At 49.6% G+C, this 25,954-nt stretch carries 23 protein-coding genes; 8 read left to right on the plus strand and 15 right to left on the minus strand.

What is annotated here, in order from left to right; all coding sequences use genetic code 11:
• Window positions 1–14: 14 nt before the first annotated feature.
• On the minus strand, window positions 15–1,004 hold the full coding sequence (locus IEY24_RS15535; protein WP_188933651.1) for a LysM peptidoglycan-binding domain-containing protein: 990 nt from the start codon (window positions 1,002–1,004) through the stop codon (window positions 15–17).
• Between the two features lie 3 nt (window positions 1,005–1,007).
• A complete protein-coding gene (locus IEY24_RS15540; RefSeq protein ID WP_188933653.1) occupies window positions 1,008–1,796 on the minus strand; it encodes a DUF4905 domain-containing protein in 789 nt (262 codons plus the stop codon).
• A gap of 44 nt (window positions 1,797–1,840) precedes the next feature.
• Between IEY24_RS15540 and kdsB the strand changes: the two genes are divergently transcribed.
• Both kdsB and porX read left to right on the plus strand, forming a co-directional pair.
• Complete coding sequence (gene kdsB, locus IEY24_RS15545; RefSeq protein WP_188933655.1) at window positions 1,841–2,584, plus strand: 3-deoxy-manno-octulosonate cytidylyltransferase; 744 nt, start codon at window positions 1,841–1,843, stop codon at window positions 2,582–2,584.
• Between the two features lie 164 nt (window positions 2,585–2,748).
• Window positions 2,749–4,314: a T9SS response regulator signal transducer PorX gene (porX, locus tag IEY24_RS15550; RefSeq protein ID WP_188933657.1), complete on the plus strand. Its 1,566-nt coding sequence runs from the start codon at window positions 2,749–2,751 to the stop codon at window positions 4,312–4,314.
• 70 nt (window positions 4,315–4,384) lie between these two features.
• On the opposite strand, the gene IEY24_RS15555 is transcribed toward porX, so the two are convergent.
• Window positions 4,385–5,068 (minus strand): cell division ATP-binding protein FtsE, encoded by a 684-nt coding sequence (locus IEY24_RS15555; protein ID WP_188933659.1) that lies wholly within the window; start codon window positions 5,066–5,068, stop codon window positions 4,385–4,387.
• A 137-nt stretch (window positions 5,069–5,205) separates the two neighbouring features.
• Complete coding sequence (gene fsa / locus IEY24_RS15560; protein WP_188933661.1) at window positions 5,206–5,862, minus strand: fructose-6-phosphate aldolase; 657 nt, start codon at window positions 5,860–5,862, stop codon at window positions 5,206–5,208.
• Between the two features lie 284 nt (window positions 5,863–6,146).
• Here fsa and IEY24_RS15565 point away from each other — a divergent pair, with 284 nt between their 5' ends.
• Window positions 6,147–6,851 carry a tetratricopeptide repeat protein gene (locus tag IEY24_RS15565; protein ID WP_188933663.1) on the plus strand — a complete coding sequence of 235 codons (705 nt, stop codon included), beginning with the start codon at window positions 6,147–6,149 and terminating at the stop codon, window positions 6,849–6,851.
• A 34-nt stretch (window positions 6,852–6,885) separates the two neighbouring features.
• Window positions 6,886–7,215, plus strand: a complete 330-nt coding sequence (locus IEY24_RS15570; protein WP_188933665.1) for a transmembrane 220 family protein — start codon at window positions 6,886–6,888, stop codon at window positions 7,213–7,215.
• On the opposite strand, the gene IEY24_RS15575 is transcribed toward IEY24_RS15570, so the two are convergent.
• Window positions 7,216–7,983, minus strand: coding sequence for a biotin--[acetyl-CoA-carboxylase] ligase (locus tag IEY24_RS15575; RefSeq protein ID WP_188933667.1), 768 nt, complete (start codon window positions 7,981–7,983; stop codon window positions 7,216–7,218). It abuts the gene before it with no gap.
• Between the two features lie 45 nt (window positions 7,984–8,028).
• On the opposite strand from IEY24_RS15575, the gene rsfS reads away from it, so the two are divergent.
• From rsfS to IEY24_RS15590, 3 genes are all read left to right on the plus strand, one after another.
• Window positions 8,029–8,412, plus strand: a complete 384-nt coding sequence (gene rsfS / locus IEY24_RS15580; protein ID WP_188933669.1) for a ribosome silencing factor — start codon at window positions 8,029–8,031, stop codon at window positions 8,410–8,412.
• A gap of 72 nt (window positions 8,413–8,484) precedes the next feature.
• Window positions 8,485–10,542 (plus strand): ATP-dependent zinc metalloprotease FtsH, encoded by a 2,058-nt coding sequence (ftsH, locus tag IEY24_RS15585; RefSeq protein ID WP_188933671.1) that lies wholly within the window; start codon window positions 8,485–8,487, stop codon window positions 10,540–10,542.
• Window positions 10,543–10,647: 105 nt separating this feature from the next.
• Window positions 10,648–11,595, plus strand: a complete 948-nt coding sequence (locus tag IEY24_RS15590) for an aldose 1-epimerase (RefSeq protein ID WP_188933673.1) — start codon at window positions 10,648–10,650, stop codon at window positions 11,593–11,595.
• Here IEY24_RS15590 and IEY24_RS15595 read toward each other — a convergent pair.
• The 6 genes from IEY24_RS15595 to IEY24_RS15620 form a co-directional block, all read right to left on the minus strand.
• On the minus strand, window positions 11,536–12,717 hold the full coding sequence (locus tag IEY24_RS15595) for a nucleotidyltransferase domain-containing protein (protein WP_188933675.1): 1,182 nt from the start codon (window positions 12,715–12,717) through the stop codon (window positions 11,536–11,538). The genes IEY24_RS15590 and IEY24_RS15595 overlap by 60 nt on opposite strands.
• Before the next feature lies 1 nt (window position 12,718).
• Window positions 12,719–13,633 (minus strand): serine kinase, encoded by a 915-nt coding sequence (locus IEY24_RS15600; protein ID WP_188933677.1) that lies wholly within the window; start codon window positions 13,631–13,633, stop codon window positions 12,719–12,721.
• 20 nt (window positions 13,634–13,653) lie between these two features.
• Entirely contained in the window at window positions 13,654–14,094 is a 441-nt protein-coding gene (locus tag IEY24_RS15605; protein ID WP_188933679.1) for a lasso peptide biosynthesis B2 protein, read from the minus strand.
• A gap of 3 nt (window positions 14,095–14,097) precedes the next feature.
• Window positions 14,098–14,364: a PqqD family protein gene (locus IEY24_RS15610; protein WP_188933681.1), complete on the minus strand. Its 267-nt coding sequence runs from the start codon at window positions 14,362–14,364 to the stop codon at window positions 14,098–14,100.
• A gap of 62 nt (window positions 14,365–14,426) precedes the next feature.
• The gene (amaB, locus tag IEY24_RS15615) at window positions 14,427–15,965 is read right to left on the minus strand and encodes an L-piperidine-6-carboxylate dehydrogenase (RefSeq protein WP_188933683.1); all 1,539 of its coding nucleotides are present in this window, start codon (window positions 15,963–15,965) and stop codon (window positions 14,427–14,429) included.
• 6 nt (window positions 15,966–15,971) lie between these two features.
• Window positions 15,972–17,033, minus strand: a complete 1,062-nt coding sequence (locus tag IEY24_RS15620; RefSeq protein WP_188933685.1) for a saccharopine dehydrogenase family protein — start codon at window positions 17,031–17,033, stop codon at window positions 15,972–15,974.
• Between the two features lie 112 nt (window positions 17,034–17,145).
• On the opposite strand from IEY24_RS15620, the gene IEY24_RS15625 reads away from it, so the two are divergent.
• Complete coding sequence (locus tag IEY24_RS15625; RefSeq protein ID WP_188933687.1) at window positions 17,146–18,360, plus strand: BaiN/RdsA family NAD(P)/FAD-dependent oxidoreductase; 1,215 nt, start codon at window positions 17,146–17,148, stop codon at window positions 18,358–18,360.
• On the opposite strand, the gene uvrC is transcribed toward IEY24_RS15625, so the two are convergent.
• Genes uvrC through porW form a run of 4 tightly spaced genes read right to left on the minus strand, consistent with a single transcriptional unit; the run spans window position 18,357 to window position 25,900 of the window.
• Window positions 18,357–20,168, minus strand: coding sequence for an excinuclease ABC subunit UvrC (gene uvrC / locus IEY24_RS15630; protein ID WP_188933689.1), 1,812 nt, complete (start codon window positions 20,166–20,168; stop codon window positions 18,357–18,359). The genes IEY24_RS15625 and uvrC overlap by 4 nt on opposite strands.
• A 10-nt stretch (window positions 20,169–20,178) precedes the next feature.
• A complete protein-coding gene (locus IEY24_RS15635; RefSeq protein WP_188933691.1) occupies window positions 20,179–21,327 on the minus strand; it encodes a glycerate kinase in 1,149 nt (382 codons plus the stop codon).
• Between the two features lie 19 nt (window positions 21,328–21,346).
• Window positions 21,347–23,644: a transglycosylase domain-containing protein gene (locus IEY24_RS15640; RefSeq protein WP_188933693.1), complete on the minus strand. Its 2,298-nt coding sequence runs from the start codon at window positions 23,642–23,644 to the stop codon at window positions 21,347–21,349.
• A 51-nt stretch (window positions 23,645–23,695) separates the two neighbouring features.
• On the minus strand, window positions 23,696–25,900 hold the full coding sequence (gene porW / locus IEY24_RS15645) for a type IX secretion system periplasmic lipoprotein PorW/SprE (protein ID WP_188933695.1): 2,205 nt from the start codon (window positions 25,898–25,900) through the stop codon (window positions 23,696–23,698).
• Between the last annotated feature and the right edge of the window lie 54 nt (window positions 25,901–25,954).

The following is a 25,954-nucleotide window of genomic DNA, read 5'->3' on the forward strand; positions in this document are numbered from 1 at the left end:
TATCTTTACCGTGGTTACTCAAGATAACTGACTACGGCCCTGAATCGTTTGCTATTGGGGGAAACTTTTTCAAATGCGCGGGACGACAGTTTGATCACAATGTCGTCGTTTACGCTCGTATCGGGAATGCGGCCGATAATGCGGACGATGATTTTCTCCTGATTGTATTCATTCAAAACCTCTACCAGCGAACCGATTGGCGCTGTACGGTGCAAACCCAGAAACTTGCTCGTACTTTCGTCCGTTTCGATCACCTCCGCCAGACCTGATTCCGATTTCTTCTTGCTTTTCACCACTTTCGGAGGAGCAACTTCTTCCACGGGTTTCACAACCTTCTCGGGAACCACTGCTTTCGCTTTCACCGAATCTTTCACCACGGTAGTAGCTACCTTAGGTGCTGGCGGTGTTACAACCGGTGCAGCTGCTTTTTCGGCGCCTTTTTCACTCACGATAAGCTCCTGGCCATCTTTCAGGTTATCGTCCGTAAGATTGTTCCATTTGCGGAGGTCGGCCATCAGAACACCATATTTAACGGCAACACGGTACAATGTCTGACCCGGTTCTACTTTGTGGATCCCATTCGCCGGAGCGGCAGTGGCGGGTGCCGACGGGGCTGATGTACTTGTGGCTACCGAGGGTGTATCGGCAACAGGCTTGGTTTCTTTCACCTCTGCCTTCACAAGTTCCTTTTTCTCCTCTTTCTTATCGTCCTTTCTGGAGTCTTTCTTAGTGGCCTTAGGCGTGTAAGGCACGCGGATCGTCTGTCCCGACTGAATCTGGTCGCTCATGCCGGGGTTGGCTTCGCGCAGGGCGTGGATCGTGGTTCCGTACTGGCGCACGACGGCAAACATCGTCTGCCCCTGGTTAACCTTATGTATAACAAAGATCTTCCCCCCTACCTTTTCGACCCCAACGGAGTCAACAGCACTCAATCCCCTAGCCCGGGCACTCGTCAAACCTAGCATCAATCCTGCCAAAAGGGCCAGGCAAAAAATGTATTTCATTTATTATGAAAGCGTTAAACTCGAAAACTCGTTGCTATTTTTAAGATAAACCAATGTGGACGCTTTCAGCATCATCGTCGAGCGGCCTGTTCCTTCCCGCTCTTCCGATAGTTTCTCGTGTAAAACCTGTTGCTTCTGATCGGTTACTATGAGGAGGTATTGCACTGTTTTATCTTGCTCGTAAATATAATAAGAAAAGATTATATAGGGTCTTTTCTCCAAATAATCAATGGCTACCGGAATGTGACCGCCCGTTGCGTCACTAATAAATTGGGCGAGCCTTTCGAAGTACATATTCTCTTCCATGTAACGAACGGGCTCCATTAAAATTACCTTGTCGTCCCGTTCCGGTAATGCTTCATTCCATGGCAGCAGCTCCCCGGTCGCTGCGTTGCAATGCATATGCCTGAACGAATCGCCGCGCTTGATAGCCACTTCCAGCAAACCTTCCCCTGCATTTTTGACGAGCAAATGGTTGGATAAAACCCACGACAGCAAACCAGCGTCCGCTTTTACGGCGAGCAGATCCGTCGGCTCGGGCACCTCGGGATAACGGTAATTGTGTAAATAAATATGCTGATCGGAAAAAGCTGTCAGCGATGTCCACCAATCGGTAGCTTCTACCTGCCGATGCCATTTTACGGCAAGGCTGTCCGTATCGATCACCGCAAACGACACTTCACGGCGCTCCGTATCCCTTAACTCTATGGCCCACAGCGTACTACCCGGCCGGGCATCTGGCATTACACGCCAGATGTTTTCGGAAAAGCGGAACGAAAAAAGATTTTGCAATTTTTTACCTTTATTTTGAATCAAATTTAACTGACAACGACCTCGTGCGCATTCTAGGAATAATACCGGCCCGCTACGCTTCTACCCGCTTCCCTGCCAAGGCTTTGGTGGACATTGGCGGCAAAAGCATGATCCAGCGGGTTTATGAACAAGCGTCCAAAGCTACTCAACTCGATCAGGTAATCGTAGCGACCGACGATGAAAGAATATTGTACCACGTCCGCGAATTCGGCGGACGCGCCGTAATGACGTCGCAGGACCACCAGAGCGGCACCGATCGCTGCTTCGAAGCACTTACCCAAACGGAAGAAACTTACGATTACGTCATCAATATTCAGGGCGACGAGCCATTTATCAGCCCCGAGCCGATCGACCATCTCGCTTCTGTGCTGAATGGTGAAACCGAACTGGCTACCTTGGTGAAGGTGATCGACAATGACGACATTCTCTTCAATGTAAATGTGCCGAAGGCCGTTTTGAACAAGCGAAATGAAGTCATGTATTTCAGCAGACAAACGATCCCTTACCTGCGCAATGCGCAAAGCCAGGACGAATTCCTGAAATCGCATGTTTTTTACAAACACATAGGTATTTACGCATACAGAACCGACGTTTTAGCCGAAATCACCAAACTTCCCGTTTCGTCGCTGGAAAAAGCCGAAGCATTGGAACAGCTGCGCTGGCTGGAAAACGGCTACGCGATCAAGGCCGTCGTCACCTCCGACGATTCACATGGGGTAGACACGCCCGACGATCTTGACAGGGTTACAAGAAAATTTTTGCCCTGACTGACCATTGTGGAATACATTTTTTACAAGGAAGGTTAACGTATAAGGATAAGCCGTATATTTCTTAAAAAACGTTAAAACCGTTTTACGTATACGACCCGCTTCTTCCCGTGCGTTACCCTTTTATTGTTTTAATAGTTTATTCCACTTGAAAAAAGAGTCCTATGCAATATAACATCCTTTGGGCCGATGACGAAATAGATCTTCTCAAACCGCACATCATGTTTCTCACTAATAAAGGTTACAACGTAACGCCCGTCAACAGCGGTGCGGATGCGCTGGACCGTATCGAGAACGACCGGTTTGACATTGTTTTCCTCGACGAAATGATGCCCGGTATGACCGGCCTCGAAACGCTCGCACAGATCAAACAACAGCAGCCCAACCTGCCTGTGGTGATGATCACGAAAAGCGAAGAGGAACACATTATGGAGGATGCCATCGGTTCCAAAATCGACGATTACCTCATCAAACCGCTGAATCCCAACCAGATATTACTTTCGGTTAAAAAAATATTGGATAACAAACGGCTCGTTACCGAAAAAACCACCCTAAGCTACCAGCAGGAATTCCGCAGCCTGGCCATGCAATACCAGGACCGCATCGGTCACGAAGAATGGGCGGACATTTATAAAAAACTCATCTACTGGGAGCTGGAACTCGAAAGCTCCGACGACCAGGGAATGGCAGAAGTTTTCAGCATGCAGAAGAGCGAAGCCAATGCCAATTTTTGCAAATTCATTGAGGATGAATATGAAGAGTGGCTGAACGACCCGCGCTCCGACAAGCCGATCCTGTCGCATCAGTTGATGAAACAAAAGGTGTTTCCCCATCTGAAAGGTTCAAGCGAGCCGTTGTTCTTCCTGCTGATCGACAACTTCCGCTACGATCAATGGAAAATGATCCAGCCTATTATGCAGGAATTTTTCAATATCGAGGAAGAGTCGTCGTACTATTCCATCTTGCCGACCACAACCGGCTACGCACGTAATGCGATCTTCTCCGGCCTGATGCCCAGCGAAATGGAACGCAAGCACCCGCAATGGTGGGTAAGCGACGAAAATACACCAGAAGGAGAAGAAGGGCTGAACAACCATGAGCAGGATTTCCTTCAAAAACAACTGGAAATGAACCATTTGAATATCAAGTTTTCATATAACAAGATATTAAATACAAACCAGGGCAAAGCATTGGTAGACACCTTCAACAACCTGCTCACCAACCAGCTCAATGTCGTTGTATACAACTTTGTGGATATGCTTTCCCACGCGCGCACGGATGTGCAGATGATCAAGGAGCTCGCGCCCGACGAAGCCGCATACCGCTCTATTACCCGCTCCTGGTTCCAGCATTCGCCGCTGCTCGATTTCATCCGTAAAATCGCTGAAAAGAAAGGGCGCCTGATCCTCACCACCGACCACGGTATGATCCGTGTGCAGAAACCGGTGAAGATCATCGGCTACCGCGAAACGAATACGAACCTCCGTTACAAACACGGCAAAAACCTGGGCTTCGACGACAACCATTTGATGGTTTGCCGCAAGCCTGAGCGTATTTTCCTGCCAAAACCACACGTTTCTACATCGTATGTGTTCACGAAAGAGGATTACTTCTTCGCCTACCCGAACAACTACAACCAGTACGTGAACCTCTACCGCGACACTTTCCAGCACGGGGGCGTGTCGCTCGAAGAGATGATTATCCCGGTGATCGATTTGAAGGCAAAATAGGACAATGTATATGCAAAAAGGGGCGCCTGAGTTTGATCAGGCGCCCCTTTTTTGATGCTTGATGCAGCAATTATTCGCTCACGGTTATACCGCCATTCTCGCATTTGATCACGCGGGCGGGAAAGCGTTTCAGGAAGTCGTGGTTGTGTGTAGCCATCAGAATTGCGGTACCGGCATTGTTAATCGTCCGGAACACCTGCATAATCTGGTCGCCTACCTCGGGGTCGAGGTTACCGGTTGGTTCATCCGCGATCAGGATTTGTGGCTCGTTCAGCATAGCACGTGCGATTACCACGCGCTGTTGCTCTCCACCCGAAAGCTGGTGCGGCATTCTTTTCTGGGCAGTTCCAAGGCCTACCTGCATTAAAACTTCCGCAATGCGCTTGGAAATTTTGCCCTGATTCTCCCAGCCAGTCGCACGTAGCACAAACCCGAGGTTGTCCTCCACGGATCGGTCCGACAGCAATTGAAAATCCTGGAAAACGATACCTATTCTGCGGCGAAGAAATGGAATATCGGCTCTTTTGATGTTGTGAAGCTCGTAACCGGCCACTTTGGCAGAACCGGTATGCAGCCATAAATCGGCGTATAGTGTTTTTAAAAGCGAGCTCTTACCGCTACCGGTCCGGCCGATAAGGTAAACGAATTCGCCCTTACTGATTTCAAAATGAACGTCGTTCAAGACAGGCCTTTCACCCTGATAAATATCCGCCCTTTCCAGTCTGATTATTGGCTCCGTCGAATCGGTGGTCATAAGATTTGCGAATGATAATGGTGAGCAGAATGCTCAAATTAATAGTGTGGTGGATGTTAATGTCATGCTGCGCGAAGTCGAAGCATAATTGCAACAGCGTGCATGCACTTCGACTGCGCTCAGCGTGACAATATCAATTAAGCATTCCCTTTATTATAATCCGAAAGGAATTTTTCAAGACCGATATCGGTCAATGGGTGTTTCAGCAATGCTTCGATAGCGCTCAATGGGCCTGTCATAACATCAGCACCTACTTCTGCGCATTGAATGATGTGCATTGGGTGACGAACTGATGCTGCAAGTACCTGCGTATCGAAACCATAGTTTCTGTAAATAGTCAGGATCTGCTCGATCAGCGCGATACCGTCGGTAGAAATATCGTCAAGGCGACCTACGAATGGAGAAATGTAAGTAGCACCGGCTTTCGCGGCTACCAGAGCTTGTCCTGGGGAGAAGATCAGCGTACAGTTGGTACGGATGCCTTTGCCTGAGAAATATTTCAGCGCTTTGATACCTTCTCTGATCATCGGGATTTTTACCACGATTTTCTCGTCGATCTCAACCAGCTCTTCGCCTTCGCGCACCATTCCTTCGAAATCAACTGAGATTACTTCCGCACTTACGTCGCCATCCACAATGTCGCAGATAGCTTTGTAGTGACGCATTATATTATCCTTACCCGTAATTCCTTCTTTCGCCATCAAAGATGGGTTGGTGGTAACACCGTCTAATACACCAAGCGCCTGCGCTTCCCGAATTTCGTTCAGGTTCGCAGTATCAATGAAAAATTTCATATTGAAAATTTATTGGTTAGAATATTCCACAAAAGTAGGAAACCCTGAACAAAAGCAAAAGAAAGAAGGGTGGAATACAGGGGGGAAGGAAATAAAAAAAGGCAAACCGAGAATCTCACCGCATCGACCATCTACCCTTGCTTCCGTCAGGACCTGGGGGATTCGAAAGGAGCTGGTAGTTCCGATTTGCCGATGCAAAGATAAAGACATTTTATTAACAAAAAGAAAACATTCCTTTGACGTTTCCCCTTACTTTTGCGTGAATCAACTAGAAATGAACCAGTATGCCCCGATTATTTTTTTTATTTTTTCTGATTTTCCTTTACTCTTGCTCCCAATCCTCCGACGCATTTCTCCAAAAAGGCAAAGAGCTTATGCAACAGGGCAAGACCCGCGAAGCCATTGAATTTATCAACAAAGCCATTGAAAAAAATACCACCAATGCCGATGCGTTCAACCTCCGCGGCGTGGCTTATTATGAGTTGAAAGAATACCCCAACGCCTTGCTGGACTTTGGTCAGGCGATCAAGCTGCAACCGGGCTCCTACCGGCCCTACTTCAACCGCGCATTGCTCTATACGGACGAAAACAAGCTGGATTCCGCATTTACGGATTATAACAAATCGGCCGAGCTCGCGCCCGATACTGCCGATGTTTTCCTGAACCGCGGCCAGTTGCTCGTCCTCATGGATAAGACGCCTGACGCGATCAAGGATTTCGAAAAAGCGACCCGGCTCGATGCTAACAACAAACAAGCCTGGTATAACCTTGGAAACACCTATTACAGGTCGCAGGATTTCAAACAAGCGGTATTAGCATTCCGTCAAACGGTGAAGCTGGACGGCCAATATGGAAAGGCATTTTATGGCCTGGGCCTTGCGCAGTATAACGATGGGGAAAAAGATTTGGGCTGTACCAGCCTGAAACAGGCGCTGAACCTGGGATATAGCGACGCTGCCAACGCATTGGCGCAATTTTGTCAGAAATAATGTGTTAAACCTTTAAAACCAAACCCGCTTTGTCATGAGACTTATCAAGATATTTTTCGGCATAATCTTTGTCATTTTTGCCTATTTGCAGCTGAACGACCCCGATTCCGGTATCTGGATCGCCGTTTACAGCTTCGCCGCCCTCGCTTGCTTCATGAGCATCCGGGAGCTTTGGCCTTCCTGGGTGTTTTACGTGCTTGGGGCTGGTTATCTGGTGGCTGCGATCCTGCAATGGCCGCCTGAATTCGAAGGTATTTTCTTTGGAGAAACTGCCATGAGGAGCCTCAATATTGAACTTGCACGAGAGTCGCTGGGCTTGGGTATATGCGCGACGGTAATGGCGGTGCTGGGCAAATGGGGTTGATCAATCCCTGACCCACTCGATTTCTTTCAACCCGAATTCCAATTCTTCCGGCTCGGTAGCCAGTCTGACACGCAATTTTCCAAGCGTCGTCACATTGGTCACCGAGCCGTTTGTTATGTTTCCTTTATGGAGAAATCTCACTTCTTGCCGATAACCATGTAAATGATTGAGGTACTCGGCGCGGATCGCGTCGTGCTGGGAACCGGAGCGCAACCGGACGTAATAGGCGTCCAGGAATTTCAGCAGCTTACGAAACTCTTCCGCCAGTGAAAACCTGCGGTCAGTCTCCCGCGCAAGCGAAGTCGCGTGGTCGCTCTCAAACACCGACTGGTTGATATTCACCCCAATACCGACGATTGAGGTCGCAAAACGGTTTCCCTGCAATGAGTTTTCGATCAGTACCCCTACCGCTTTACGGTTGTTCATATAAATATCGTTCGGCCATTTCACTTTCGTATCGGCCACATAGCTGCCCAGGTAGCTCCGGATGGCGAGCGCCGTCACCTGACTGATCAGGAATTGCTCAGGAATTGGCAGAAAACCTGGGGTAAGAACTACTGAAAATGTAAGATTTTCGCCTGCATTAGCGTTCCAGACTGTCCCGCGCTGGCCTCTTCCTTTTACCTGATTGTCGGTAATGACAACCGTTCCTTCCTCAAACAGTCCTGCATGTACTATTTCAGCCGCTATGTCGTTGGTGGAATGACAAGTTGGCAGATATATTACTTTTTTACCAATTATTAGCGTATCCTGTGTGGAGTTGTACAATTTTTTTGTTTTACTTTAGGGTTTTAGAAAAGGAAATAACTACGCATGAAACAACGCAAAAATAAAGAACTATCCTCAAAAGATCTCACCGAACTGGTGGTGAAGGGCATGACAGAAAAGAAGGGTTTGGACATTGCCATATTAGACCTCAGAAAAGTAAAAAATTCAATAACCGACTTTTTCGTGATTTGCTCGGGGAATTCCGACACACAAATAGATGCTTTGGCCAACTCGGTTGAAGACGAAGTTTATAAAATATCCAAAACAGAGCCCTGGCAAAAAGAAGGAAAGGCGAATGGGGAATGGATTTTGATTGATTATGTCGATGTTGTCGCACATATTTTCAACAAAGAACGCCGCAAACATTACGATCTGGAAGAACTTTGGGGAGATGCAGAGGTGACATACCTGGAAGACTCCATGGTATAAAGGCCCGCCGGGTGAACATTAGCCCCGCCGGGATTGTTGTTTATTATATTTCCTCTTAATTAAAACGAACGAATGTCTGAAAACGATAACAAAAGGGGGCCACTCAACCCTAAAAGTCCTCAGAAGGGATATCAAGGTTGGATTATAGCCGCTCTGATCGCTACTATACTCGGAATCACGTACCTCAACAGAACATCGACAATCCGCGAAACAACTCAGAAACGTTTTGAGAAAATGATGGCGGACAAGGAAGTGGAGCGTGTTACGATTGTGAACGACAAGTCAGTAGAGGTTACGCTTAAACCCGAGGCCCTTAAACTCGACAAATACAGGGTAGTTGCAAAGGAAAATAACTATTTCGGCGGAGAAACTGCCTCTCACTACCAGTTTCAGGTAACATCGGCAGAGACCTTCAAGAAGGATTTCGATAAAATGCAGGAAGGTACCCCCGACGATGATAAAGTGCCTTTTGTGGTAGATACCCGCAACGACTGGACCAGTTTCCTCGGAACCTGGGGCTTTTTCATTGTCATGATCCTGGTAATGTACTTCATCCTTGGCAGAATGTCAGGCGGTGTAGGTCCAGGTGGCCAGATCTTCAATATCGGCCGCTCACGTGCGACGCTTTTCGACGCAGAAAACAAGGTTAAAATCACATTTAACGATGTAGCCGGCCTCGACGAAGCGAAAGAAGAGATTAAAGAGATTGTAGAATACCTTCAAAGTCCTGACAAATTCAAGAAACTGGGTGCGAAAATCCCCAAAGGTGCATTACTCGTAGGCCCTCCGGGAACGGGTAAAACGTTGCTCGCGAAAGCAGTTGCGGGTGAAGCAGGCGTGCCATTCTTCTCCCTTTCAGGTTCCGATTTCGTGGAAATGTTTGTGGGTGTAGGTGCTGCACGTGTGCGTGACCTTTTTAAACAAGCAAAAGAAAAGGCGCCTTGTATCATCTTTATCGATGAAATCGACGCAGTTGGTCGTTCACGTGGCCGTGGCGCAATGCCTGGCTCCAACGACGAACGTGAGAATACATTGAACTCCTTGCTGGTGGAAATGGACGGTTTCGCAACCGACTCCGGCATCATCATCGTAGCGGCCACCAACCGCCCCGACGTACTCGACCCTGCATTGCTCCGTCCGGGACGTTTCGACCGACAGATTTCGGTTGACAAGCCGGACGTAATCGGTCGTGAAGCAATTTTCAAAGTGCATTTGAAACCATTGAAACTGGCTACCGACGTTAATATCCAGAAACTTTCGTCCCAGACTCCTGGCTTTGCCGGCGCTGAAATCGCGAACGTTTGTAACGAAGCAGCGTTGATCGCCGCCCGTCGTAACCGTGAGGAGGTGACAATGCAAGACTTCCAGGATGCGATGGACCGTGTAATCGGTGGTTTGGAAAAGAAAAACAAACTGATCTCACCCGAAGAGAAACAAATCGTGGCTTACCACGAGGCGGGCCATGCGGTGGCGGGCTGGTTCCTCGAACACGCCGATCCATTGGTGAAAGTGTCGATCGTACCTCGTGGTGTAGCGGCATTGGGTTACGCACAATATCTCCCGCGTGAGCAGTATCTGTACCGTACCGAGCAGCTGTTCGATGAAATGTGTATGACATTGGGCGGCCGCGCTGCGGAAGATGTAGTATTCGGAAAGATTTCTACCGGCGCACTAAGTGACCTCGAAAGAGTCACCAAAGTGGCATACAGCATGGTAACCATGTACGGCATGAACGAGCGCATCGGTAACATTTCGTTCTACGATTCGAAACAATCCGACTACGCATTCACCAAACCTTACTCCGAATCGACTTCACAAGCGATTGACGAAGAAGTAAGAAAGTTGGTCGATCAGGCCTATCAGTTCGTCAAAGGCTTGCTGAACGAGAAACGTGATGCATTGGAAGTGTTGGCGAAAGAATTGCTGGAAAAAGAAATTCTGTTCCAGGCCGACCTCGAAAAGCTGATCGGGAAACGTCCTTACGAAAAGGAAACGAGCTACCAGGCTTATATCAACCGTCGTTCGAACGAAGAAGCTGCAATCCATGAAGAAGTGGTGAAACAGACGCTCGAAAAAGAACGCAAAGAAGAAGAAATGGCGGAAGCCGAAAAAAGCGCCAACAACGAATAGGCACTTTTTAAGTGAATAAAAATCTGATAGCCGGACAATTCAACCTGTCCGGCTATTATTTTTACAACATATATAAACCGTTTGACCCTAAACCATCAAAAGCATATGCCCTTTGAAATCTTCAAACAACATTTCGGTGAACTTACCGAATATGTGATACATGAAACAACCACTGAAAACCGCTGTGTAGTCATTCCGGAGTTGGGCGGTATTGTCCGTCAGCTTTCCCTTCGCAAAAATCTGACCCTTTTTTCAGTTCTGAAAACGCCCCCGACCCCGTCGGCGCTGATTGCTGATACGAAAAGCGCCAGCGAATTGCTATTCCCCTTCGCGAGCCGCATTCCGGAAGGGAAATACAAATTTTTAGGCAAGAACTATCAATTGCACAAAAACGAAGACGGCGGCCTGAATGCCATTCACGGACTGGTGCGTAAAAATCATTTCCACCTCGACGAACAAGTTATTCACGAGGATAATGCGTCCATTCAGCTGTCTTATACCATTGATAATCCGGAAGGTTATCCCTTCCAGGTGCATTTCTCGGTCCGCTACACGCTGCATGCGGACGGCCGTTTCGAATTGAAATATGAAGCTAAGAACAATGGGCAATCACCTTGCCCTGCCATGTTCGGCTGGCATCCATACTGGTTGCTAGGCAATGAGGATGTAGAGGCGTGGAAGATCAATATTCCGTCGAAACGTCTGGTCACCTTCAATGAAAACCTTATCCCTGTCGGCACCGAGCCATTCGATATGGCGATGCCGGCTTTGTTGCACCGTAAGGAATTCGATAACTGTTTCATTGTGGACGCCACCGGCGGACAGGCGGTTACGGAACTGATCTCCAAAAACCAGGATGTCACGTTGCGCATTCAGCAGGAAACCGGGGAGGGAAAATTCAACTACCTCGTCGTGTACACGCCACCGGCGCGTGATTGTGTCGCCATCGAGGCGCTTACAGCCAATGTGGATGCATTCAACACCGGCGAAGGCCTAAATATCCTCGCGCCCGGACATAGCATTGACGGCACGATCACGGTCAGCCTCACCTGACGGCTGGTTCCTGTACCAGCTGATCTTGTGCCACAAAAGCTTCCAATGGGTTAGATACCCGAGATGTGCCGCGACAATGGAAAGTTTATCCGACCATTTGTCGCGGTATTTTATATTGTAGAGAAAAATGCGCCAGGTTTTTGTTTTTAAGGAAGGTCGTTCGTTCTCCCAATGGGCTAGAATATCTTTCAAAAAACCTTCCGAAGGATAGCTTTCGGACACGCCTGCGTACCTGAGATAATCCCGTCCGCTAAGGTACCCTGCCACACCAAGCGATTCGAGGAGGAGTTTATTGAAACCCTTTGTTCGGGTAACACGATTGATATATTTCCAGTCCAGCGAGCCGGCCGACTTGTCAAGCAGCCTCACGAAGTCAGCCAAATATTTCAGCTTATCCCACTGTTCTACCCCACCATGGTGGATCACCATCATAATCAGCTGCGTCTCCATTCTTGGAACAAGCACCGGTTTCCCCATCATATTGAATTCGAATAGATTCCCGGCCAGTTCATCCCAAGTAAAATTGTAGCAATACCTCGGATAAGTACAGTTCCACTGAATTTCCAGCGATTGCAATGCGTGCTCGCTCAGGGGTGTAAGCGGAAGCTGGTAGTCGGTATCGAGATAGTCGTCGACGACAGCCTTCTCCGTCAGCAAATAGTGGCGGTAGTTGTCCGCAGCAAAACCTTCACCCAGAAGGATATCCAGGCTCTTGGAAACATCTTCCTTACCGACAAAATAATCGATATCCCCAAATTCTCGCAAAGCGGGCTTGTCGTAAAGCATCCATGCCCATAGCGCACCTTTCATTGGGAAAACATGTACCTGGCTATCAATCAAACGATTATACAGTCGAACGCATATCCCCAGGAAAGCCATGTTCGTCACCGCCTGCCCAAGCGTGAATTCGCGCAGCATTTTGAGCACATTATCGGGAAGAGCAAGTGCCTTTTCCTGCGCATATTCAAATGCCAGTGGCCTGATCTGGTGCCATTTCGCGAGCGTCGAGAATTTCTCCGGGTCAAACTGGGTAATCTCGGTTTCAAATGGCTGATGCCCCGAAGGCAACGCAGCCGCATCAATGAGATATGCCAGTTCGGGGGAGATTTTGATGCGTTGCATGCTATTCCGCGATTAGTTGTTCACGGACGCTCGTCTCTACCCATTTTTCCAGGTTGTCAAAACCCTCCGGCCGCCTTTTCCTAAGTATTTCCGCCGATTTGGCACATTGTAAACTTTGGAAAAAGTGCTTTTTGAGGCTATCCTCCTTTAAAAGTTCTATGGGCAGCGGAAAGTTACGCAGCATTTCTCCCGGTATTTCGGCCATATTCAAATTTTGAACAGCCGGTTTATTTCGCGCTCTGTGCAGGAAAAACACCTTTTTCAAGGGAATGACCTTGGTAGGAAACTGCTCGCGGGGCTGATATGCAAATTTATTGACCCCTTCGCTGACCGGTTCGAGGGCCGACATATCATAACGCAAACCAGCGACCGTCTTTTCCCATATTTTAAGCTGCGGATAGGCCGGAACAACAACCGGCTTTCCTGCTTCATCGAAGGTAATAGCGGTAAGGTCGTCACTCAACAGCCTGCAACCCGCCTTAATAAACGCCGCTGCCGTGCTCGATTTTCCCGCACCGGGCATGCCCATGAAGCACCAGGCCTCGTCCCCGAGCACAACGGCACTCGCATGGAGAAGAAAATATCCTTTTTGAAACAAAATAAGACCTAAGGCTTCACTGACCGTAAAAAGGCTAATAATGTTACCATCCGCAGCCACGGGAGAAACCAACAGTTCATTGCCGCCAGATGCTTTAAAAGACGCCACACCAGCCCAATCCAAATACGATGCCTGATCATCCTGCCCAAAAAATGCCTTGATACCCCGCCTGTAAATCATGGTCGGACGCATGGGCGGGAGCGCGATAGCGCCTGTACGGATGCAAACGTCGGCAGTGGAATGCGGGTCGCCTTCGGCCAGTTCAGGCAAGGGAATTTCTGAATGGATATGGAGCCCGAAGGCGGTGTAATGGCGCATGTGTGTAAATTCAAATTAAATCATTCCCAGACCCAGAGCCTTTTGTAGGAAACGGTGTCGGGCCAGCGCCCGATGACGATGTTGCCGTTTTGCTCCACCCAGGCATGCGCCTCAAATTGCTTGGCAGGGTTGATCTCTATGCCTATTTCCAGGGTTAATGCAGGCGAATTCCGGAGCAGATATTTGGTAGCAAGGGCACGTGGCAGGCACAAAAGCTCAAATGGCAGCAAATTCGCCGCCGTATCCACCGCCCAAACGGTCCGCTCCATTCTTTCCGGCCCCGCCTCCCTAACTTGGTTCGGACGACTGACCCGGTGATACCATTTCCTGAACAATGGAAACGGAAGCAAAAGAAGTCCGGCTTTGATCCACAGCAAACACCAGGCAGCCCGCAGGAATATCCATTTCTCCGGTCCGGACAAGCTCCGCCATTTCCCTATCAGCTTACCGATTTTACCCAAAATCTATTTGATTATTTCAACCAGTCGTTCGGCAATCAAATCCTTTAATAATCCGTCGATGTCGCTCTTACAGGTATCGGAATCGATGTTATACGCGCTCGTTACCGCGTCGCATAACGATTCGATCGTCTGCGGGCCCTTTTCCAGCGTGTCCCAAATCAAAACCCCAACTTCATCCAGACCGTAATACGCCCCTTTACTATGGTTAAGTACCACAGTTTCCCCCCCCACTTTGGACGAGATTTGCTCCGATGTAAGCTGATATTTCATTCCGAAAATTTAAATCTGAAAATATAATGTGCAACCGACTTGTACAAAGTTAGAAATTTTAATTACTCAATCTCAAACTTTATTCCCTGCGCCAGGGGCAACTCGGTACCGTAATTGATCGTATTGGTTTGTCGGCGCATATAGGTTTTCCACGCATCCGATCCCGATTCCCGCCCTCCACCGGTTTCTTTTTCACCGCCAAACGCGCCGCCAATCTCCGCGCCCGACGTACCGATATTCACATTGGCAATGCCACAGTCCGACCCCGCAAAGGAGAGGAACCGCTCGGCATCCCGCAAATCGGTAGTAAAGACAGCCGACGAAAGCCCCTGCGGCACATCGTTTTGCAATGCAATCGCTTCGTGGAGATCGCTGTAACGGATCAGGTACAGGATCGGCGCGAATGTTTCGTGCTGCACAATAGCCCAATGGTTTTCTACCTCGGCAATGCAGGGCGAAACGTAGCAGCCGGATGCATATTGGTCGCCCTCCGGCGCACCGGGCTCCACTACGAATGTGCCTCCTGCCTGTTTTATTTGTTCAACGGCATGGTGGAACTGTATTACTGCCTGTTTGTCGATCAGCGGCCCGACGTGGTTATGCGGATCGAGCGGGTTACCGATTTTCAGCTGGCCGTATGCTTTTTTCAAACGGTTTTTCACCTCTTCAAATATGGATTCGTGCACAATCAAACGGCGGGTAGATGTGCATCGCTGACCGGCCGTTCCTACCGCGCCGAAAACGATTGCCGGAATGGCTACTTTCAAATCGGCCGTCGGCGTTACGATAATGGCATTGTTGCCGCCCAGTTCGAGCAGACTTTTTCCTAATCTCCGGGCGACAGCCTCTCCTACGGAACGGCCCATCGGGACACTGCCTGTTGCTGATACCAATGCGATCCGCGGATCTTGCGCAAGGAATTCGCCCACGTCGCGCCCGCCGGAGACAATGCACGACACGCCTTCCGGTACGTTGTTATTTTTCAATACATCCAGTATAATGTTCTGGCAGGCAATGGCCGTCAAAGGCGTTTTCTCCGAAGGCTTCCACACGCACACATTCCCGCACACCCACGCGACCATCGCATTCCACGACCACACCGCCACGGGAAAATTGAATGCGGAAATGACGCCTACCACGCCCAGCGGGTGCCATTGCTCGTACATGCGGTGCTGCGGGCGCTCGCTGTGCATAGTGAGCCCGTAAAGCTGGCGCGAGAGCCCAGTAGCGAAATCGCAGATGTCGATCATTTCCTGGACCTCCCCCAGCCCCTCCTGCAAGCTCTTACCCATTTCATAGCTGACTAGCGTGCCAAGTTCCTGTTTGAATTCGCGCAGTTTCACGCCCATTTGTCGTACAATTTCACCGCGTTTGGGCGCTGGTATGCTTCGCCAGGTTTTGAATGCCAGTGAAGCCGCTTCCACGAGACGGTCATAATCTGCCCGGGCAGCTTGCGTTACGGAACCGATTTTCCGGCCATCCACCGGCGAAAAGGATTCCAGCAATGCGCCACCGCCTTCCCAGCTCGATTGGCCGGTCGTTACCCCGTGATTGACGTCCCCAATGCCTAGCTTTTCAAGAATTACATTGATCCCTTCCATACAAACTCAGCCTATATTCTTAAAAAACTGTCCATTCATTGTCTTGAAAAAATCATCCAATACAATGTCCTCCTGGCGGATAAACCCACTAGCAGGCAAAACGCCGTCGGCCACCATTTCGACTACCGACGCAATAGAAGCTGCCGTAGTCCAGGAAATGGCCCTCCAATGCTGGCCATCTATCTGAATAGGGTGATAGGCCTGATAAAATTCTTCCCTTTCGAGGTGGCTGCCTTTCCAGCCTTCCACAACTGCATACACATACACCACATCCTGCTGCACGGGCGGCTTGGCTTCCGTCAGGATTTCCTCTACCAATGCGCGCTTATCTTTCAGGCATAGCTCGTAAAGCACGAAACGCATGAGACTACAATGCCCCGGGTAGCGGATGGTTTTGTAATTCAATGTATCCACCTTCCCTTCGAGCGTTTCGCACATGGTGGCAAGGCCGCCCGAAGTACTGAATGCTTCGAATTCCTGGCCTTCGATATTGATCATTTCGATGCCTTCGAGTGATGGTACCATTTTGCGGACACCGTTGTGGATCACTTCTGCGTCGTTCAGGTATTCGTTCACCACTCCCGCCGGCGACCATGTGAAGGAGTAACCCATTTGCCCGTTCGGGTAGCGCGGCAACGCACCTACGCGGAGTTCGATGTCCCTGATTTTGGTAAAACGTTTGGCCAGGTCCATTCCGACAATACCGATAAAACCGGGTGCCAGGCCGCATTGGGGCGCCAGTACGCTACGGCTGTCTTTGGCCATCTCGCGTATCGCCGAAGTGGTGGGAACGTCCTCGGTAAGGTCGAAATAATGGATACCGGCCTTGTGCGCACGCTGTGCGATGGGCAGGTTGAGGTTATAAGGCATACACGACACTACCCCATCGAAACCCGCCATTACCTTATCCAGAAATGACCCGTCGTTGACATCACCTGTCACCACTTCGAATGGCAGTAGCACGGCCGGCTGGGCTTTATCGACCCCCGTTACCTGGAAACGCTTGCTCAGCAGCGTCGCGACGAGCGAGCCCACTTTTCCCAATCCGATCACAAGTACTTTTTGCATGTATAGTTTTAAATGGTTTTTGTTGAAATTTTTGAAGCTATTTTGAAAGATAGAAAAAGAAATTGCAGTTTTTAAAACTTGCATGTCATTTTTGTAGGACAAATCAGACATTATGACGATTACAATTGTGGGAGGCGGCGCTTCCGGTTTTATGGCAGCGATCACGGCTGCCGAGACGTTTCCGGCTGCTCAGATCACCATTCTGGAAAAGAGCAGGACGGTACTCAACAAGGTCCGCATTTCCGGCGGGGGAAGGTGTAACGTCACGCACCGCCCAAACGAACTGCGCCATTTTATCAAAAATTACCCCAGAGGTGAAAAGCTGCTCCGCAGGCTCCTTCCGCATTTCGACGCCGATGCTACCGTCGAGTGGTTTGAAAAAAGAGGCGTTAAGTTGAAAACCGAAGCCGACGGGCGCATGTTTCCCGTTTCTGATTCGTCCCATACCATTATTGAATGCCTTATTAAAGCAGCCCGAAACCTGGGGATCGAGATCAGGACGAGCGTCAATGTCGGTTCGTTTCAAAAAAATGATCATGTGTTCACTTTGGAGATCACAAATGGAGAACCGATTTCGACCGATAGGTTATTGATTGCGACCGGCGGCTATCCAAGAGCGGAAAGTTTTGACTGGTTGGAGGAGCATCGGCACGCAATCGTTTCTCCATTGCCTTCATTATTTACATTCAATACACCTGACAACTATTTGCTCCCGCTGGCTGGCGTTGCCGTGAAAGATGCATTGGTTAAAATAATGGGTACCAAACACGAATGGCAGGGGCCGTTGCTGATCACACACTGGGGTTTCAGCGGGCCAGCCGTACTGAAACTCTCCGCCTGGGGTGCACGCGACCTGGCAGAAAACGATTACCATTTTACTTGCCGGATCAACTGGCTGCCGGAAATGAAGGAACAGGAAGTGCGTGATTTTCTGCTCGCAGAGAAAACTAATACTGCAAAACAGCAAATCGCTTCACACGCCAGGCTTGGCTTACCTGCACGGCTTTGGAAAGCATTTACCGAAAAGGCAGAGATCCCCGACACGTTGCGCTGGGGTGATGCGAGTCACAAAGTCCTGAACCGGATGACTGAACTGCTGATGAACAGTCAGTTTGAGGTTAAAGGCAAAACCACTTTCAAAGAAGAGTTTGTAACCTGCGGCGGTATTGCATTGTCCGATATTGACCCTGAAACGCTGGAAAGCCGGTCGGTTCCCGGGCTTTTCTTCTCGGGAGAGGTAATCGACGTCGACGGTATTACGGGAGGCTTCAACTTCCAGAATGCCTGGACAACCGGCTATATTGTCGGGAAAAACATTGGGCTTTAATTCTCGGCCATCGTATCAAAATAGGCACGCACTTTTTTGGCACGGTCGAGGCCGATTAGGTCTGTCAGCGTTTCGAGCGTGCTTTCGCGAATGCCACGTACCGAGCCGAAATGTTTAAGCAACTTGGTAGCGGTCACTTTCCCTACCCCTACAACACCTTCCAGCTCGCTCACCAGGCTCGCCTTGCTGCGTTTATCGCGGTGGAAAGTAATGGCAAACCGGTGCGCTTCGTCGCGGATCTGCTGGATCAGTTTCAGCGATTCCGACTTTTTATCGATATATAATGGCAGGGAATCTTCCGGAAAATAGATTTCTTCCAATCTTTTCGCAATACCGATAATGGGTACCTGCCCATAAATACCCAGGCTTTTCAGCGCGTCACAAGCTGCTCCGAGCTGCCCCTTGCCCCCATCGACCACGATCAGATCAGGCAATGGCTGTTCCTCGGCAATCAGCCGCAAGTAACGCCGGCCCACGATCTCGTTCATCGACGCGAAGTCGTTAGGTCCCACCACTGTTTTGATATTGAAATGCCTGTAATCCTTCTTCGAGGGTTTCCCATCCTTGAAGCAAACCATCGAAGCCACCGGATTGGTACCCTGAATGTTCGAGTTATCAAAGCATTCGATATGGCGCGGCAATGTCTTGATCTGTAAATCGGATTTGAGGCGAATCAGCACGCGGTCTTTTTTCGAAGAGGTGGCAGATGCTTCCACTTCGCGGCGCTCGGCTTTTTCCCTTCTGAAATACATTACATTTTTCATGGACATATCGAGCAACTTCTTCTTGTCGCCGATTTGCGGAACAGTCACTTCCAGCCGCATGTCCAGATCCGGTTTCAGGTTCGAAATAAGCTCCTTCGCCTCCGAACCGTATGTAGAGCGCATTTCCACGATCATCATCGCCAGGATTTCCATGTCGCTTTCGTCGAGCTTCTTCTTCACTTCCAGCGTTTGGGTTGCCACCATGTAGCCCGCTTTTATTTTCATAAAATTCAGGTAAGCGGCTTCCTCATCGGAAACGATCGTGAGCACGTCGATATTCCCAATACGCGGGTTAATGACCGTAGCTTTACTTTGAAAATTCGACAAATGCTCGATCTTCGTTTTCCAGGCATGGGCTCTCTCGAACGCCATTTGCTCGGCAGCTTCCAGCATTTTTTCTTTGAAATATTGCTGGGGCGACGATAAATTCCCCTTCAATATATGATGTACCTGCTCGATCTCCGCATTGTATTCGCCCTCTCCTTGCAAGCCTTCGCACGGTCCTTTGCAATTACCAATGTGGTATTCCAGACAAACCTTAAATTTCCCGGCTTCGATATTTGGCTTCGTCAGCGGCAACTGGCACGAGCGGATCTGGTACAATGCCTTAAACATGTCCAGCAGCGTGTGCATCGAGCGCAAATTGGCGAACGGACCGTAAAAAGTACCTTTGGTACGGTCCATATTCCGCGTCGGAAATACGCGCGGGAAAGGCTCGTCGGTAATGCAGATGAACGGGTAGGTCTTATCGTCTTTGAGAAGGATATTGAATTTAGGCTGCAATTGTTTGATCAGCTGGTTTTCAAGCAGCAGTGCATCCCATTCGCTCAAAACGATGGTGTATTCGATCCTGCGGATCTGGCTCACGAGCCGTCTCGTCTTACGGTCGTGCTGGTTGTTTTTCAAAAAATAGCTCGAAACCCGATTGCGCAGGCTTTTCGCTTTTCCTACATATATCACCTCGCCCGTTTCATCGAAATACCGGTACACACCAGGATCGAGAGGAATTTTGGCGAGTTCTTCTTTGTAATTGAATTCAGACATTGACTGTGATTTAGGCCTTAACTGTGCCCCTATTGAAAAAAAACAACCGCATGAGTTGAAAAGTTGCGTCGCTTACGAGTTGGAATGCCTCATTTTGGGCTGCATTCAGGTCCATCGGGCGGTTAAGCACCGACACCGCATAGGTCATGCCTGCATCTTTGGCTTGCTCGGCAGTTATCTGCAAAGTACCGCAAACGACCGCCAGCGGCACCCGATGGCTTTTGCACAGTCCGGCGAGCCCTTTCACCACTTTACCGGCCAGCGTCTGCTCATCCACCTTACCTTCACCGGTAATAACCAAATCCGCATTGGCCACCAGGGAAGCGATGTTGCATTGCTCCATTACAATGCTGATGCCATCTTTGAGCACCGCATCCAGAAACCACATGCAACCAGCCCCCAGCCCGCCCGCAGCGCCTGCACCGGCTACCAGGCTCACGTCCCGCCCGAATGCGCGCGTAGCTACGTGTGCGAGGGTTTGTAGTCCATGGTCAAGTTGCACAACCATTTCAGTATCGGCGCCCTTCTGCGGACCGTATACAAATGCAGCACCTTCTTTCCCGAACAAGGGGTTTGTCACATCACAAGCTACCACTACCGAAACCAGTGCGAGCCTCGGATCCGCATTATGTGTGTCAATTGACGCGATTTTCCCGAGCGATTCACCATTCGGGAGCAATGTATGCCCTTCCGCATCCTTAAATGCATAACCAAGCGCTTCCGCCATGCCGATGCCGCCATCGGTCGTAGCACTTCCGCCGATTCCGAGTATAATCTTCTTCACGCCCCGGTCCAATGCATCGACAAGGAGCTGCCCGGTCCCGAATGTGCTTGTGCGAAGCGGATTGCGCTCTTCGGTTTTCAGCAGGCCGAGGCCCGAAGCCGCGGCCATCTCGATAAATGCAACCTGATGGTCTTCTGAAAGGCCGTAAGTAGCTTTAATCGGTCGGTTCAGCGGGTCCAGGACCGTTACGCTCACTTCCGAGCCATTGGCTTGCCGCGTTAATATCTTCGAAGTGCCCTCGCCGCCGTCGGCCAGCGGGATCGCCGTCACTTGTGCATTTGGATATGCCTTTTTGACGCCATTTGTTACGGCGTCGCACACTTCCGCAGCTTCCATCGAACCGCGAAACTTGTCAGGGGCAACGAGAATATTCACGGGCAAAGGGCTAAGTGGGTCAGAATAAAACGCCCTCGTCGTCGGACCGCGACGGCGGGATGTAGGTATCGGTACTATCGGTTGTTACGCCACCGCATTCCCGGACGTAATTTTCAGGTTTATTAAATGGCATTTTACGATACTGTACCAATGTTGGATCGGCGTATACTTTCTGCATAAACAACCCCCAGGCCGGCATCGCAATGCGCCCACCCTGCCCGTAAGCAATGGTACGAAAGTGAATGGCACGGTCTTCGCCTCCTACCCAGATACCCGACACCAGGTTTTGCGTCATCCCCATGAACCACCCATCGGAGTAGTTCGAAGTAGTACCGGTCTTGGCAGCAATCTCATTACCCTCCGTCACACCGTATTGCCGCAGGCGGCCAGCCGTTCCTCCCGGATCTTCCACCGCACCACGCATCAGATACAACATATTATAAGCCATGTTTTCGCTGATCTCCTGGTTTTGCTTCTGGAAGAACTCCTGCAATACATTACCGTAGCGGTCTTCGATGCGCAGGATCGTCATCGGCTCCGTTCTATGGCCGCCATTCGCAAATGCGCAGTAGGCGCCAACCATTTCGTACACCGACACATCGCTGATACCCAGGCAGAGAGAAGGCACTTCCTGCAATTTGGAAGTAATACCGAGCTTATGCGCATATTCCACCACGGCTTTGGGCCGTACCATTTTCATCAGGTAAGCACTCACCGTGTTCACCGATTTCCCCAACGCCTGCCGTAACGACAGCGACTGGTAAGAATATTTGTTATTGGAATTGTGCGGCGACCATCCTCCCGGCACACCGTCGGATAAGCCGAAGTAAACCGGCTGGTCGGTCACATGGTCACAGGGGGTCAGGAAGTTTTTGTCCAAAGCCGAAACGTAAACGAATGGCTTAAAAGTAGAACCCGGCTGCCGCGATCCCTGTTTTACGTGGTCGTATTTGAAATATTTAAAATTAATACCTCCCACCCACGCCTTCACGTGCCCGTTACGCGGGTCCATGGACATCATGCCCGCGCGCAGGAAGCGTTTGTAGTAGGCAATGGAATCCAGCGGGCTCATCGTCACTTCCTTCTCTCCATTCCAGGTAAAAACCTTCATTTTGTAAGGTTTCTTCATAATCTTCCAGGCTGCTTCCTCGCCCAGGTCTCTTTTCAGGGAAATAAAGTGCGGGGAGCGTTTTGCCGCGGTCCTGATAAAACCCGGTATTTCCTTTCCATTGTCGAAAGTCCAGGGGTTGCGGCCTTTCCAATGCTCGTCAAACAGCTTTTGCTGCGTTTTCATATGCTCGGTCAATGCCGTTTCCTGGTAGCGTTGCATACGCGAGTCGATGGTCGTGTAAATGCGCAGACCACTCGTATAAAGATCGAGATCGGTATCGTGTTCTTCGTTGTAGAGCTTAACCCAGCTTTTGAGGTACCCCCGCATAGACTCTCGGAAGTAGGGTGCCAGGCCGGTATTGTGGCTGTCGATCGTAAAATTCAATCCCAGCGACTTCTCTTTGTATTTGTTAAAATCTTCCTCGCGGATGTAATCATATTTATACATCTGCGCCAAAACCGTATTTCTTCGGTTCAATGCATTGGTAGGGAAGCGTAATGGGTTAAATAGCGTCGGGTTTTGCAGCATACCCACGAGTAATGCGGCTTCGGTCACATTAAGGTCCCAGGGTTCTTTGTCGAAATAGGTTTTGGAAGCGACTTTGATACCATATGTATTGTTACCAAAAGAGACCGTGTTCAGGTACATCTGCATGATTTCCTGCTTTGTATACTTCCTTTCCAACACCACCGCCAACACCCATTCCTTCGTTTTGGCGATCACAATGCGCACCATCGGAATCTTGCCCAACAGTCCTTCGTACTCTTCCGAGCGTGTATTGAAAAGGTTTTTAGCAACCTGCTGCGTGAGCGTACTGCCACCGCCGGAGCTCGAACTTCCCGAAACGACACCTTTAAAAACCCGCGCAAGGCTTCGCGGGTCGATTCCCGAGTGGTTTACAAAACGGGCGTCCTCGGTCGCAACGAGCGCATCGATCAGATTAGGGGAAATTTGTGCGATGTCGATGGGTGTCCTGTTCTCGAAAAAATACTTACCCAACGACTTGCCATCCTCGCTGATAAGCTCCGATGCCAGCTCGCTCTTCGGGTTTTCGAGCGTTTTCAGGTCCGGCATGTCGCCGAACAACCACAAAAAGTTAAAGCTAACGGCAACAATGTAGAATATGATCAGACCCAGTCCCAAGCCAACAAACCGCCAGAGACGGACAATGGTACGCCGATACTTTCCGGGTTGCAATTCAATCATAGATGTGGGGTGATAGGTTACTGGAAAAGGCAAATATACAATTTCAGCCTATTATCTTTTGCCCATGGACAGGGAATTGAATTCCTGCATTTCTTTCAGGCGCGGAAGGTAGATACTCGTTGGATAAAGCCGCATAAACTCCGTAATGGCCTGACCGTACGCTTCTTTACCCCTTACCTTTCCTATCAGAAAAACGCGTAATAATGCAAATTTATCCTCCATGGAGCTTCCTTTGTAGGACGGCAGGTTTTTCTCGATGTCTTCCAGCGCTTTGGTATAATCGCCATCCGCATAGAGCTTATAAGCAGCCTCGTATTCCTTCGTGGCATTACCGGATGTGCCGCCGGTATCAGTGGATTTATTGACCAGCCTCGCGTAAGTGGACGTCGGGTATTCGCTCAGCAGCTTTGATTTCCAGGATTCTTTCTGAGCGGTATTCTCTTCGTTGCTCAGGAAAAGCAGGTAATAGATCTCGTCCTTGTACTGCGTTTTGGGATATTCCGACAGCACTCGTTCAAATGCTGCTATTGCGCGGTGGGATTCTTTCAGGTCGAACCGATAGATCTTGCCGAGATTGTAAAGTGCGTCTTCTTTCTTCTTCTGGGATACCGCAAATGCAGTATCCGACAGCGGGACATCTTTTTTCAGCAATGCATGCACCTGGTCCCACTCCGGCGTACCTTTTTTCAAGCCGGTATTCTCCTGTTGCGTTTGCGCGACTCCGGTGCTATCGGTGCCACTTGCTGCATTATTCCCCGCGAGTGTACGCAGTGGTCGGCTACTCCGACGCCAGTCGTCTTCCAGCGGACGGTTCCCCCACGCTCTTTTAAAGTCTATTTTGCCTTTGCTGACCAATGCCGGGTCATACAATTCCCAACGACGCTCGCCGCCGGTTACCAACGGATTTCCCCCGCCTTGCTGCAAGCTTGCATTTTGGGCAGCTATTTGTGCTTTTCTTGCTTTTTCTTCCTCTTCCAGCCGTTTTTTCTCTTTGGCCTCGATAATCCCGTCGATTTTGTTGTCCAATGCAGCCGGGTTCATTTTAGCCAATCGTTGCAGGCTATCCTCGGTCGAAACAACTGTGTATTGTGTCACGAAATTATCCAGTGCGCGTTTTCTATCGGCCACGAGACGGTATTCGGGTGCTTCCTGGGGAAGAATGGCCAATGCACTATCGTAATAAGCTTTGGACATTTCGAAATTTTCGAGCGATTCATACTCGATCCGCGCCAGTTGCAGGTAAGTGTAGGCCTTTTGCTGCATATTGCCCTTCGAGGCGGCGGCGGCTTTTTGCAAATAGCTTACCGCCTCGGGAATCTGCTTTTTATGCTCCGCCAGCAAGCCCATTGTAAAAAATACGTGGTCTTTCAGGTCGTCGTTTTTGCGGTCTTTCAGCATTTTGTCGAAGCCCACATTGGTAAGGTCGCGTTCCGGATTCAGCACCACCTCATTTTGCAATGAATTCATGCTTGAATAAAAGCCGAGGTCGTAGCTGGGCTTATTCTTGTTTACACTTTTATAGTGCCTGTTGGCAAGCGCATATTGCCCTAACCGATCGTACATCTGTGCCGCTGCAAAATGAATGCGGGCAGTTTCAGTAGATTTTTTCAAAAGCGGAAATGTTTCTTCCAGGATGGCCACCGCAGTGAGATACTCCCCGTTCTGCTGGTGCAGGTATGCTTTGGTTAGGTAAAAATCGCGTTGCGAAGTTTTGTTCAACGGCTGCTGGCTCAGGTATTCTGCCACACCTAATGCATTGGAATAGTCCTTGTGCTCGATGTAGGCCCGCATAAGCAGGATCAGCGCATTATTCTTGTCGTCGTCGTCGCGCCCGTTGGCATATACGTAACGCAGCGCTTCCAGCCCGTCGGCCCATTGTCCGAGGTATAACCTGGCTTTGCCCAAAAGAATATAGCTATTGTCAATCCATTTGCTGTTCTGATGCTTTTCAGCCACGATGGACGCCTTTTTGATGGCGTCCAGTAACTTCGGCTTCACTGCCTGGGCGAGGACAGAATCCATCGGAAGCAGTATCGGAAGCAGCTGATTATAATTCTCTTTGTAACCCTTCCTCATCTCAAACTCCGCATCCGCCATATTCTGCTCAGCCATGAAATACGCATTGTACCGGGCAGCGATATTGTGGAAAGTGATTGCCCCGGGCCGTGAACTGTACTGCGAACAGGCAGCCACGACGATGATCATGACAAGTAGCGGTAATGTGCGTCGGGTATAGAAGGTTAAACGGTCGATCACGAAATTGACTTTATGGGGTGTTCCTCTTTCTGTCAGGTTTGCAAACCTAAAACG

The organism is Dyadobacter endophyticus (assembly GCF_014641595.1).
GTDB lineage: Bacteria > Bacteroidota > Bacteroidia > Cytophagales > Spirosomataceae > Dyadobacter > Dyadobacter endophyticus.